Below are 13,060 nucleotides of genomic sequence, written 5' to 3'. Positions count from 1 at the left end.
AGATTTTTGTGAAATTATTCACATACTACAGAGGAGTGAGCGAGATGTCAAAAGTCATTTCAGCAAAAGAAGCTGCCGAACTAATCAAAGATGGCGATACGGTTGCTGCGAGTGGATTTGGGTTAGCTTGTTGGGCGGAGGAAATGGGAATTTCCATTGAGGAACGTTTTCTGCAAACGGGCCACCCGCAAAATCTAACCGTTATGCATTCAAGTGCTGTTGGAAATAGACGTGATAAAGGAATGAGCCATTTAGGATATGAAGGGTTAATTAAACGATGGATTGGCGGAATCGCCATTGCATCTCCTGGGATGGCCAAATTAATTGAGGAAGACAAATGTGAAGCGTATAACTTGCCGCAAGGTGTCATCACCCAATTATATAGAGAGATTGCTGCCAAACGCCCGGGAGTCATTACTAAAGTAGGAATGGGGACATTTGTTGACCCGCGAGTCGAAGGCGGCAAGATGTCAGCATCTACCAAAGAAGACATTGTTAAAGTAGTGGAGCTAGATGGAGAAGAATGGTTGTATTATAAGTCCTTCCCTATTCAAGTGGGCTTAATCCGCGGAACCGTGGCTGATGAAAATGGCAACTTAACTCTTGAAAAAGAAGGACTTCATATGGAAGTACTGCCGATAGCACAAGCTGTTCATAACTCTGGAGGCATTGTGATTGCCCAGGTAGAAACAGTTGCGAAAAATGGTACGTTAGATCCAAAAGATATCAAGGTACCCGGTATTTTAGTCGATTATATAGTTGTTTCAAAGCCTGAAAACCATTTTCAAACAGAAAATACTTATTATAATCCTGCCTTTTCCGGACATGTAAAAGTTCCAGTTGATTCAATAGATGCACTGCCGTTGGATGAACGGAAAATAATTGCCCGCCGTTCAGCAGCAGAACTTATGCCAAATACCGTCTTAAACCTTGGTGTAGGGATTCCGGTTTGTGTGGGTACTGTTGCTGCAGAGGAAGAAGTAAGCGAACAGCTCATTCTTACGACAGAAGCAGGATCCATTGGCGGTGTTCCAGCAGGTTTGAAGGACTTTGGCCATGCCTATAACTCTGAGGCTATTGTAGATCATGATTCACAGTTTGATTTTTACGATGGCGGCGGTATTGATTTATCCGTTCTGGGACTTGCGCAAACTGACGAATTTGGCAATGTCAACGTGAGTAAGTTTGGCACTCGTGTAGCAGGCTGCGGTGGATTTATTAATATCTCACAATCTGCGAAAAAACTAGTGTTTGCCGGTACCTTTACAGCAGGCGGCCTTCAGGTTCAGGTGGAAAATGGAAAGCTGAACATTATACAAGAAGGAAAAGCGAAAAAATTTATTAAAAAAGTCCAGCAAATTACCTTCAGTGGAGCCTATGCAACACAAATCAATCAGCCAGTGGTGTACGTAACAGAACGCGCTGTTTTTGAACTAATCGAGGGAAAAGTAACCTTGACTGAAATAGCGCCGGGAGTTGACTTACAAACTCATATTTTCGATCAAATGGAATTTACTCCAGCTGTATCTCCAAACTTAAAGGTAATGGATCCAGCTATGTTCCAAGAAAACTGGGGTAAGCTGAAGTCCATTATTGCTGAAAGAAGCAAAGAATTAGTTACGGTTTAAAAAAATATATAATCTTGGAGGAAACAAAAACATGAATATAGAGCTTAATCGCTGGAGAATTTTAATCGCCTCGACCCTGATTAATATCTGTGTCGGAGCCGTCTATGCCTTTAGTATTTTTGCTTTACCATTAACAAAGGTGTTTCATGCAACCATGCCGGAAATCATGATGGCATTTACGATCAATGCAGCCATCGCGCCGATTCCTATGATTTTAGGCGGAAAATTAGTTGACAAGGGTGGGGCTAGAACCGCCATCTTCCTGGGAGGGTCCATGTTTGGGATCGGGTTTATTTTATCCGGTTTAGCCACTGCACCTTGGATGCTTTACATCACTTACGGTATCATTACCGGTATTGGCCAAGGTATTGTATATTCTTCTACTATCGGAAACTCAGTAAAGCTGTTCCCAGATAAACGCGGTATGGCTGCAGGGATTGTAACTGCCGGTTATGGCGGCGGTACGATTGTCATTGCGCCCATTGCTAACGCGCTAATTACTAGCAACGGTGTTCAATCAACTTTAGTGACACTTGGCATGGTCTTCTTAGTGATAATTTTGGGATGCGGTCTATTAGTAAAAGCTTGTCCGGTTGGATATGCACCAAAAGGATGGACTCCTCCAGTTGTTAAAGGTACTCAAACGGGCGGTGTGAATATCCCTTGGAACCAAATGATCAAAAAACCAATGTTTTACGTAATAGCATGCATGTTCTTAATTGGTGCTCTTTCCGGTATGATGGTTACCTCCAATGCTTCTGTAATTGGACAGACCATGTTTGGCCTATCTGCTGCAACAGCTGCATTATATGTTAGTTTATATTCTCTAAGTAACTGTCTTGGTCGTGTATTCTGGGGAGCTGTTTCTGATAAAATCGGCCGAACCAAATGTTTAATGGCCATCTACTTAGTCATTGCGGTAATGATGCTAATCATTGCATCATCTACATCTGTTGCGGGCTTCGCGGTAGCCATTGTCGGAATTGGTTTATGCTTCGGCGGTACGATGGGAATTTTCCCTTCTATTGTTGGTGAGAAATTTGGAATGAAATATTATGGGGTTAATTATGGCGTTACGTTTATTGGTTACTCAGGTGCTGCCTTCTTTGGCCCAAGAATTGCCAACAGCGTGGCAGCTGCAAATGGCGGTATGTTTACCAAAGCGTTCTATATTGCCTTAGTGATCTCACTAGTTGGTTTTGCGTTAACATTTATCTTTAAATCAATGGAAAGTAAAAAAACAACGGCACCAACCTCAACAAAGGTTGCTTAATAGAGGAGGAAGTTATCATGAGTATTACTAAATTGTTAGGTATCAAGTATCCTATTTTTCAAGGAGCTATGGCTCAAATTGCCTTTGCCCCATTAGTTGGAGCTGTTGCGAACGCTGGTGGATTAGGGATTATCGGATCAGGTGGCCTTTCTGCCGATCGTTTAAGAGAAGAAATTCGCAAAACAAAAGAAATTACGGACAAACCATTTGCTGTTAATCTAATGTTAATGATGAATAATATTCCAGAACTTATTCAAGTTCTTATTGAAGAAGGCGTAAAAATTGTGACAACCGGTGCAGGCAACCCGGCACCTTATATGCCAATTCTTAAAGAAAATGGTATTAAAGTCATTCCGGTTGTACCATCTGTTAAGCTTGCCAAGAAAATGGAAGCTATTGGGGTGGATGCAGTAGTCGCTGAAGGAACGGAATCAGGCGGACATGTGGGTGAAACAACAACAATGGCATTGCTGCCGCAGGTAACCAGTGCTGTTTCCATTCCAGTTGTTGCTGCAGGTGGAATTGCCGACGGCCGCGGAGTTGCTGCTGCTTTCGCATTAGGTGCCCAAGGGGTTCAATTAGGAACCCGATTCTTAACAACAGTGGAATGTCCGACGCATATCAACTTTAAAATGGCGGTTGTGGAAGCGGATGATACAAGTACAACTGTAACAGGCCGCAGTGCCGGTGCACCAGTGCGCAGCATTAAAAACAGTATGATTGCGGAATATTTAAAACTTGAGCAGGAAAAAGCAACACGTGATCAACTTGAAGAACTTACGTTAGGATCACTTAGAAAAGCTGTGTTTGAAGGTGATACGGACCGCGGTTCTGTCATGGCTGGCCAAATCGCAGGTATGTGCAATGAGATTACCACTGTTGAAGAAATGATTACCACTATGTTTGCCGAAGCTCAAGAAGTCTTGAACCGACTAGGAAACGTAATCCTTGCAGAAGAAAAAGAATTAGTATTAGCATAAATGAGAAGTAGCCAAGCAGAAAGTTTTCAAACCTGTTTGGCTATTTCTGTATAAAATGATTCATAATATGGACACCGCTTTTCACTTTTATGACGTTTATAATACTACATAGGCAAAAAACTTAAGGGAGGTTTTACATATGAATCGCCCAAACGAATCTATAGTAGATAAACATATACACGACTTACCCTCCACTCTATTTGTCACAGATAAAGAAGGCAATATTCTCATTTCCAATGAATTTACGGCATTAACGATAGGTATGCCTCTTGAAGAATTAATCAAGGCCAATGTTCAAGACTTGGTGAAGGCCGGTTATTATAACCATTCAATTACGATGGAAGCGATTGAAAGCAAGCAGCGGGTTACGAGGATTATCAAAACAAGCAGAGGATTTAATGTACAGTCCACTGCCATTCCGATTTTTAATAATGTCGGAGATGTTCAGCTGGTTGTAACGAAATCTAATCAATATAAAGAAAAAATTCATTTGGATGATGAGGCTTACGAATTACTTTATTCAAATGATAATAAAAAAGAAGAACTTCCAATAGAGGCTGAGCCGGGGATTATTGCAGAAAGCTTAGCGATGAAACAAATTTTGAAGGTCTGCAGCCAAATTGCTTCCTATGATACTAAGGTATTAATCTCAGGGGAATCAGGAACTGGCAAGGAAGTGATGGCGAAATACATCCATCAAAAAAGTGATCGCCAAGGTCCGTTCGTTTCGATTAATTGTGCCGCAATACATCCATCATTATTTGAATATGAGTTGTTTGGTTATGAAAAAGGATCTTTTGAAGGCGCTATTGAGGCAAAAAAGGGAATATTCGAAGAAGCCAACGATGGCACGTTGTTTTTAGATGAAATAGCTGAATTGCCATTGGACATGCAGGCCAAATTACTCAGGGTTATTGAAAATAATGAGGTAAGAAGAGTCGGCGGTGTCCGTAATATTACCGTGAATTGCCGCGTCATTTCCGCTACCAACAGGGATTTGTGGAAAATGATTAAACAGGGAGTTTTTCGGGAGGATTTATATTACCGAATCAATGTGATTCCAATACAAATTCCACCGCTGCGCAATCGAAAGTTAGATCTAGTGGGTCTTATATCTTGTTTCATTACGGAATTTAATCAAAAATATGATAAAAGTTATGTCCTCAGTGCTGAGGATTTTCAAAAAATGCTTTGGCAGGACTGGCCCGGCAATGCCAGAGAACTTCGCAATTATATTGAAAGACTGGTCGTAACGGAGCATGCCCACATGGATCAGCAATCAAACGAAGCTGTTACAGACTGGTTTACCATTGACCATTTTATAAAAAGTAACATGAAAAATTCTTGGAAACTGAAAGATTTTACAGCAGTAGTGGAAGGAAGATACATCCAACACATTCTTGATGCCAGCAATGGAAATGCCACAGAGGCAGCAAAGCGTTTAGAGGTGGATCGATCGGCCGTTTATCGGAAATTGAAAAAGATGGATGGGATCATTCATTCTAAGGAGCAAACAGACAAAAGGCATACCGAATAACTGGTATGCCTTACAATGGTTACTTCTTATCTGCAAGCCATTTGGCAACTGCATTGGAATCTTTATCAGAAAGAAGATCACCTGGCATCATGCCTTTTCCATCCTTAATAATTTTAAGGATTTCCTTTTCATTGGATTTGCCACCAACCTTGGAAATATCAGGTCCTGCCCCTCCTGTCAAGTCAGCGCCATGACAGCCTGCACATGACCTATTGTAAGGTTTCTCTCCAGCAGACACCACCTTATTTTTATCGTCTTCCTTTACAGCATCTGAACTACATCCGCTTGTGATGAGTGCAGTAAACAGAAATGCTGTCCATAATTTTTTCATGGTGTTCCTCCTTTTTATCAGATAAGTTAAATATACTGAATAACTTGTATAGGGAGAGGATTACTCCATGAAATTTTAATGAACTCAAGTTCAAGTTTTTTGGTTTTGTCACATGTTGGTTTGGTATATCGTAAAAGAAGATTTATTTAATCATTCTCATAATCAATTCCTTATTCCGGTTATAGAAAACCTCATTATGAGAAGAAACCATCGCAGATGCTTCAGATAAGGGTTCAATAAATTTCTTAGCTTTGTTCACAGCATTGGCGGCGTCCTGGAAAGCCCCGGCGATTAAATGCAATTTCCCGTCGACCGTTTATCTGGGCGATCCTCCCCTGGTTAGCTATTTTAATCCCCTTCACCTTGTATAAAGCAAATCGATTAAATCTACTTAGCTTGAATGACCCTGTTGCCATTGAGGTGGGCTAAAAGATCGAAAAAGAAAGGCTAGTTCTCCTGTTTACTGCTGTGGCTCTTTCAGCCTCTGCCGTTTCAGTGGCCGGAGGCATATCCTTTATTGGATTGATGGCGCCTCATTTAGCAAAGGCTCTGATTGGTCCAAGAAATCAATTGTTTCTCCCTATTGCTATGTTGGTAGGCGGATGGCTCCTCCTGTTTGCAGATACCATTGGTCGAAATCTTCTTCAACCGGAAGGAGTGTCCGCAGGAATCATGACGGCACTGATCGGTGCCCCCTATTTCATCTACTTGCTACTTCGAAAATAATCGATAGGTGCCTGCCACCCAAATGGAAAATTTCATTTGGTGACAGGCACCTTTTTTTATTAAGGATAATTTAAGGTTAGGAAACGATAATGGGCACATGGACAAAATTGAACTATGGTTGTTCCGAAAACGCCATGGAGAAAAGGAGTTAAAAAATAGATGAAAAAATGGATTTGGATCATCATTAGTGTTCTTGTCATTGGCTTTGTTGGTTATCAGTATTATAGCTCAAAAACCAGCAGCACTGAGGCCACTACTCAGGTTCGAACGGCTACGGTCCAAAAAGGCAAGTTAGAAGTTAAAATAAGTGGCTCTGGGGCAGTTGAGCCGGTTACATCTGAAGATATTAAGGCAACAGAAGACAACAATGAAATTGATGAGGTATTAGCGGCTGCCGGTGACAAAGTTACGGCAGGTCAGGAATTAGTTACTTTCACGGATGATAGCGATCCAATAACAGCACCTGCTGGTGGAACCATTACATCTGTATCGGTAAAAGCAGGTGAGCGAGTAACAAGCGGCTTGACAGTAGCACATCTAACTAATTATACCGATTTGCAAACAGTGGTTCAGGTAGATGAGTTGGATATTCCGAAGGTTAAAGTAGGACAGACTGCAAGCTTAACCATTAGTGCTTATCCAGATACCACTTATACCGGTAAGGTAACGGCGGTAGCAGACGAAGGAAGTTCAGAAAGTGGCTCATCAACGTTTGATGTCACCATTCACATTGATAACCCAGCAAACCTAAAGGTAGGGATGAGTTCGGAAGCAAGTATTCTCACAGACAGTAAAGATCAAGCTTTATATGTCCCAGTAGACGCAGTACACACAAGTAATAATGAAAAATACGTCATAGTGACTTCAGGCAATACTAGCACTTCTGAGCAGAAAACAGTTAAAACAGGTATTGCCAATGATGAATATGTGGAAATAACAGAAGGAGTTTCAGAAGGTGAAACGGTCCAATTACCAGAGCTTTCATCCAGTTCATCAAGTCAATCGCAAGGCTTTATGATGAGAGGAATGGATGGTGGAGGAGGCATGCCGCCAAGTGGCGGCGGTCAAGGACAGTCCAGTGGAAGGGGTGGAAATTAATGGGTGTCGCTATGATTAAAATTAATAATCTCATGAAAACCTATATGCTTGGCGGTGAAACGGTCCATGCGTTAAATGACGTTTCTCTGGAAATTCAAAAAGGAGAATTCATCGCCATTATTGGTCCGTCTGGATCAGGAAAGTCAACGTTAATGAACATGCTTGGCTGTCTCGATCGCCCTGATAAGGGTTCATACCTCCTAGATGGAAAAGATGTCGGTCAAATGGATGATAATAGTCTTGCTGTGATTCGTAATCAAAAAATCGGCTTTATTTTTCAAAACTTCAACCTATTAAATAAACTGACTGCATTGGAGAATGTCGAACTTCCGTTGTTATATGCTGGTATGCCAACCAAGGAAAGACGTGACCGTGCATTGGAGGGTCTTGGTAAGGTTGGATTAAAGGAACGGGCAGGTCATATGCCTACTCAGCTTTCGGGGGGGCAGCAGCAGAGGGTTGCTATTGCAAGAGCACTTGTTGGTCAGCCATCAATCCTGTTAGCAGACGAACCAACCGGTGCACTTGATAGTAAAACAAGTAAAGAGATTTTGCAATTAATGAAGGAATTAAACGAGTTAGGTCATACCATCATCTTGATTACCCATGATTTAGAAATCGCGAAACAAGCAAGACGAATGGTCAGTATTCAAGATGGTCAGTTGTTGGAGAATGGAGGTCTGCTCCTTGGGCATCACGCAATCCATTAAAATGGCGCTCCGCAGTATCAAAAGTAATAAGCTGCGGGCAGTCCTCACGATGTTGGGAATTATTATTGGGGTGGCTTCCGTAATCGTGCTTGTTTCGATTGCACAAGGTTCAACCAAATCGGTAACAAGCCAGATCAATAATTTAGGTACTAACCTTCTAACGGTCAGTACCTATAGCACAGATATTGAATTAACTGAGGATAAAATTAGTGAAATAAGCAAACTTGACGGTGTAAAAGCGGTGGCCCCGATTGTTTCCGGTCGGGTCAATGTCAAAAAGGAAAGGACCTCTTCCCAAGTACAAGTAACAGGCACGAATGCTGCCTATTCCACTGTCCGGGATGCGAACGTTAGCCAAGGCCGATTCATTACCGACCTGGATGTTGAGTATCGGCAGAAAGTAGTGGTCTTGGGTTCAAGTACAGCAGAAACCTTTTTTGGCACGGATAACCCAGTAGGGCAATATCTCCAGATTGATGGCACGTCCTTTAAGGTAGTAGGTGTAATGGCATCAAAAGGAAGCTCCTTGGGCCAGAGCGGCGATAATGTCATCATTGTTCCACTTAGCACGGGTCAACGTGTTGTGGGAAGCACTTCGATTAGCACGGTTTATTTACAAGGGAAAAGTCAAGAACAAATGGACTACGTCATGAACGAGGTCAAATTGGCTTTGGCAAGCATGTTTCCTGGCAAATCCGATAGTTACGGTGTAACGAATCAACAGGATGTCATGGATACTATGAGTTCTGTTAGTGACACAATGACGATGATGCTTGGAGGAATTGCGAGTATTTCCTTATTAGTTGGCGGAATTGGAATCATGAATATTATGCTGGTCTCGGTGACAGAAGGAACAAAAGAGATTGGAATTCGGAAAGCAATCGGCGCCAAACGGCGTGATGTCCTTTTACAATTTTTAATTGAGGCCATTGTTCTAAGTGCAATGGGTGGACTGATCGGTGTCATAGCGGGATTGGGAATAGGTAAACTCGTTTCCACCTTTATGAGTTTGACCGTATCCTTCTCCACAACGGTAATAGCGGCTTCATTCTTATTCTCACTTGTGGTGGGAGTGGTTTTCGGTGTATTCCCTGCTAATAAAGCTTCCAAGTTAAATCCTATCCAGGCACTAAGGTACCAATAAATACTAGCCTGGAAATATATTAATAAAAGGAGAATATTAAATATGAAGAAAACTAGAAACGCTCACTTATGGATTGGGTTGATTTGTTCAATATTTATCCTAATGGAGTCAATTACTGGATTGATTATGAATGAGCCGTGGCTGATTGGACAGTCACAGACGGAACAAAAAGGTAATTTCCCAACAGGACAAATGATGCCGCCTGGTCAACAAGGAACGACAAATAGCTCCAGCCAATCCGGTCAAACCAACGGGCAATCTTCTGCTTCTGCAAACGGAACGACTAACAGTAATACTCAGGCCAATGCTAACAGCCAAGACGGGACAAATACAAACGGACAATTCCCTGCCATGGGTGGACGCATGGGTCAAGGCGGAACGAACGGCCAATCACAATCTTTAATGGGGATCATTAGAGGTCTTCATGAAGGGAGAATTGGGAACACAGATGTTACATGGTTAATAGATTTAGTGGCGGTGGCACTAATCTTCCTAACCGGGACAGGCATCTATTTATCTGTAAAAATTCTAGCAGCTGAGAAGAAACGGAAAAAGTTAAAAACTCAAGTAGCATAATGAGACAGAGAGCTCCAACCCAAGTCGGTTGAGCTCTTTTTTTATATGTTGGTTCTAGTTGGGAAGTGAACTTGTTGATAAGTGGACAAGAGACGTCGATAAATGAACAAAACACGTTGATAAATCTGTAAAATACGTGTATATCTTACCGATTTGCGTTGATAAACTAAAAAAATATGTTGATAAAGTGTCAAAAAAAGTGGAACTTGTTGATAAGAGAACAAAACACGTTGAAAAATTCTCAAAATGCGTGGATACCCTAGCGATTAATGCAGTTGAATCCATCTTGCACGTCTAAAGCGCAACAAAAAACCAGATTCAGCATATGAATCTGGTTTTTACTATATTAAGCTAGTCGCATTTTAAAATCTTCATAGCCAAATTGCTGGACAATCTCACAATCTCCGTCTTTCTTTTTCACGGCAATGGCAGGTAAGCCCATACCATTGAAAGTTGTGTTTTTAACCATGGTGTAGATGGCCATGTCGCCAAAAACCAAGCGATCGCCGCTCTTTAATGGCTGATCGAAGGAATAATCTCCAATCACATCACCGGCCATACAGGTTTGTCCGCCTAAACGGTACAGATGTGGCTTCTCGCCAACTTCTCCTGATCCGAAAAGAGGAGGACGATAAGGCATTTCTAATACATCAGGCATATGGCAAGATGCAGAGGTGTCAAGAATGGCAATATCGATTCCATTTTTAATCGTATCTAAAACCGTTGTTATCAAATATCCTGCATTGAGTGCAACGGCTTCTCCTGGCTCTAGATAGACCTCTAAACCATATTTCTCTTGCATTCTTTTGATACAAGATTCCAATAGCGGAATATCATAATCTTCCCTAGTGATGTGGTGCCCTCCGCCAAAATTGATCCACTCCATTTGCGGCAGCCATTGACCGAACTTTTCTTCAACTGCATTTAGCGTTGTTGCCAAGTCGTCAGAGTTTTGCTGACAAAGAGTGTGGAAATGCAATCCGGAGATGCCTTCAAGCAATTCTGGACGGAACTGTTCTAAGGTCACACCGAATCTGGATCCAGGTGAACATGGGTCATATATGGCATGCCCATCTTGGGTAGAGCATTCAGGATTAATGCGCAAGCCGACCTTTTTACCGGCTTGCAGCACCTTATCTTTGAATTTTTCTACCTGGGAAAAAGAGTTAAAGATAATATGGTCACAAATAGAGACAATTTCATCGATTTCATCATCACGGAAAGCTGGGGCAAAGACGTGATTTTCTTTTCCCATTTCCTCGTAACCTAATCGTGCCTCATAAAGACCGCTTGCTGTTGTTCCGGCTAAATATTTTCCAATTAGCGGATACATTGAAGTCATCGAAAAAGCTTTTTGAGCCAATATAATCTTGCATCCTGTACGGTTCATAACCCCACTTAGGATTTTAAGATTTTTCTCTAAAAGTTCTTCATCAACGACATAACATGGTGTAGGAAGTTCTTCAAAGCGCATTTTATCGAACAGACTCCTGACTTTTGACTTTAACAGGCTCATGATCAACAAGTTCCGGATTGAAGTCTTCTTTCCAAGGAAGTCCCCACTTGTTTAATGCTTCCATAAATGGATCTGGATCGAATTCCTCAATATTGTAAACGCCTGGCTTATTCCATTTACCAGTCATCATCATCATGGCACCAATCATCGCTGGAACACCAGTTGTATAAGAAACCGCTTGTGAACCCACTTCTTTAAAGCACTCTTCATGGTCGCAAACATTGTATACATAATAAGTCTTTTCTTTTCCATCCTTCTTACCTCTGAAGATACAGCCAATGTTTGTTTTCCCTTTTGTGCGTGGTCCAAGAGAAGCTGGATCTGGTAAAACGGCTTTCAAGAATTGTAGAGGAATGATTTGCTTGCCTTCGAATTCAATTGGTTCAATGGAAGTCATTCCGACGTTTTCAAGACACTTTAAGTGAGTCAGATAGCTTTGACCAAATGTCATAAAGAAACGGATCCGCTTAAGGCCTGGAATGTTAACAGCAAGGGATTCAAGTTCTTCATGATAAAGAAGATACATATCTTTTTCGCCAACTTCAGGGAAGTTATAAGTGCGTTTGATCTCCATTGGTTTTGTTTCGATCCACTCACCATTTTCCCAATATCTGCCGTTAGCCGATACTTCACGGATATTGATTTCAGGATTGAAGTTGGTTGCAAATGGGTATCCATGATCCCCAGCATTACAGTCAAGAATATCGATGTATTCAATTTCATCAAAATGATGTTTTAGAGCATATGCAGAAAATACCCCAGTTACACCCGGATCGAAGCCGCTGCCTAATAAAGCAGTAATGCCAGCTTTTTCAAAACGTTCGCGGTATTCCCACTGCCAGCTGTATTCAAATTTTGCCGTATCTTCAGGCTCATAGTTTGCCGTATCCATATAGTTAGTCTTAGTAGCTAAACAAGCATCCATGATCGTTAAATCTTGGTATGGTAAAGCCAAGTTCATAACGATGTCAGGTTTCACTTCTTCAATCAAAGCGATTAATTCATCCACATTGTTTGCATCAACTTGTGCAGTTGTAATCTTAGTTTTTCCACCGTCTAACTTCGCCTTTAAGTCATCACACTTTGATTTTGTACGGCTAGCAATACAAATTTCTTCAAAAACTTCACTATTTTGAACACATTTATGGATGGCAACTGAAGCAACGCCACCACACCCGATAATAAGCGCTTTTCCCATTTTCCTGTCTCCTAACTAAATAGATTTTTTTGAATATAAAAAAGTGATATAAAACTTTTCAAAACAAAAAAGCAAGTGCATAACGCCAAAACTGCGCACAACACTTGCTTTGATATAATCGTAAATATTTATAAGCAGAAATGTACCCATGACCATAGTTGGACGGCATACATTTACCATAAAAATCAAAAGGACATTATGGCAGAAAGCTCTAAAATATTTAAAATATATCTTCTTTAGGATCAGAGTCTATATAGCAAATAATTACTTTTACCACTCTTATTGACCGTTTCACAAGTTGATGTGCATATGCACTGGTTGTAAAGTAACCAACTTATAAAAT

General features: G+C 41.3%; 11 protein-coding genes and 2 pseudogenes. 9 read left to right on the top strand and 4 right to left on the bottom strand.

The genetic code is table 11. The annotated features are described in order from the left end of the window. The first annotated feature begins 44 nt into the window (after positions 1-44). The 4 genes from V7083_RS06060 to V7083_RS06045 all read left to right on the top strand — a co-directional run bounded on the left by V7083_RS06060 (position 45) and on the right by V7083_RS06045 (position 5,418). Positions 45-1,628 (top strand): acyl CoA:acetate/3-ketoacid CoA transferase, encoded by a 1,584-nt coding sequence (locus tag V7083_RS06060; protein ID WP_335476414.1) that lies wholly within the window; start codon positions 45-47, stop codon positions 1,626-1,628. Positions 1,629-1,659: 31 nt separating this feature from the next. After that, entirely contained in the window at positions 1,660-2,901 is a 1,242-nt protein-coding gene (locus V7083_RS06055) for an L-lactate MFS transporter (RefSeq protein ID WP_335476412.1), read from the top strand. Positions 2,902-2,918: 17 nt separating this feature from the next. Next, the gene (locus tag V7083_RS06050; protein WP_335476409.1) at positions 2,919-3,881 is read left to right on the top strand and encodes a DUF561 domain-containing protein; all 963 of its coding nucleotides are present in this window, start codon (positions 2,919-2,921) and stop codon (positions 3,879-3,881) included. 139 nt (positions 3,882-4,020) lie between these two features. Further along, positions 4,021-5,418: a sigma-54 interaction domain-containing protein gene (locus tag V7083_RS06045; protein ID WP_335476407.1), complete on the top strand. Its 1,398-nt coding sequence runs from the start codon at positions 4,021-4,023 to the stop codon at positions 5,416-5,418. 19 nt (positions 5,419-5,437) lie between these two features. Here the strand turns inward: V7083_RS06045 and V7083_RS06040 are convergent, their stop codons facing one another. Both V7083_RS06040 and V7083_RS06035 read right to left on the bottom strand, forming a co-directional pair. Beyond that, on the bottom strand, positions 5,438-5,749 hold the full coding sequence (locus V7083_RS06040) for a c-type cytochrome (RefSeq protein WP_335476405.1): 312 nt from the start codon (positions 5,747-5,749) through the stop codon (positions 5,438-5,440). A gap of 142 nt (positions 5,750-5,891) precedes the next feature. Further along, positions 5,892-6,059 (bottom strand): annotated as a pseudogene (locus tag V7083_RS06035) (thioredoxin reductase); the annotation flags it as partial. 2 nt (positions 6,060-6,061) lie between these two features. Here V7083_RS06035 and V7083_RS06030 point away from each other — a divergent pair. The 5 genes and pseudogenes from V7083_RS06030 to V7083_RS06010 all read left to right on the top strand — a co-directional run. Further along, a pseudogene (locus V7083_RS06030) lies at positions 6,062-6,475 on the top strand (FecCD family ABC transporter permease); the annotation flags it as partial. A 159-nt stretch (positions 6,476-6,634) separates the two neighbouring features. Beyond that, entirely contained in the window at positions 6,635-7,573 is a 939-nt protein-coding gene (locus V7083_RS06025; RefSeq protein ID WP_335476403.1) for an efflux RND transporter periplasmic adaptor subunit, read from the top strand. Further along, the gene (locus V7083_RS06020) at positions 7,573-8,283 is read left to right on the top strand and encodes an ABC transporter ATP-binding protein (RefSeq protein ID WP_335476402.1); all 711 of its coding nucleotides are present in this window, start codon (positions 7,573-7,575) and stop codon (positions 8,281-8,283) included. Before V7083_RS06025 ends, V7083_RS06020 begins: the two co-directional genes overlap by 1 nt. After that, complete coding sequence (locus tag V7083_RS06015; RefSeq protein WP_335476400.1) at positions 8,261-9,427, top strand: ABC transporter permease; 1,167 nt, start codon at positions 8,261-8,263, stop codon at positions 9,425-9,427. The genes V7083_RS06020 and V7083_RS06015 overlap by 23 nt, the downstream gene beginning before the upstream one ends. Before the next feature lie 42 nt (positions 9,428-9,469). Continuing rightward, entirely contained in the window at positions 9,470-10,003 is a 534-nt protein-coding gene (locus V7083_RS06010) for a PepSY-associated TM helix domain-containing protein (protein WP_335476398.1), read from the top strand. Between the two features lie 346 nt (positions 10,004-10,349). Here V7083_RS06010 and nspC read toward each other — a convergent pair whose 3' ends face one another. Together nspC and V7083_RS06000 are read right to left on the bottom strand one after the other, a co-directional pair. After that, complete coding sequence (gene nspC, locus V7083_RS06005) at positions 10,350-11,477, bottom strand: carboxynorspermidine decarboxylase (protein WP_335476396.1); 1,128 nt, start codon at positions 11,475-11,477, stop codon at positions 10,350-10,352. Position 11,478: 1 nt separating this feature from the next. Further along, entirely contained in the window at positions 11,479-12,717 is a 1,239-nt protein-coding gene (locus V7083_RS06000; RefSeq protein WP_335476394.1) for a saccharopine dehydrogenase family protein, read from the bottom strand. Between the last annotated feature and the right edge of the window lie 343 nt (positions 12,718-13,060).

It is taken from the genome of Bacillus sp. JJ1764 (assembly GCF_036962145.1).
GTDB lineage: Bacteria > Bacillota > Bacilli > Bacillales > Cytobacillaceae > Neobacillus.
The sequence above is the reverse complement of the archived record's forward strand: the minus strand, read 5'-3'. Positions and strand labels throughout refer to the sequence as shown.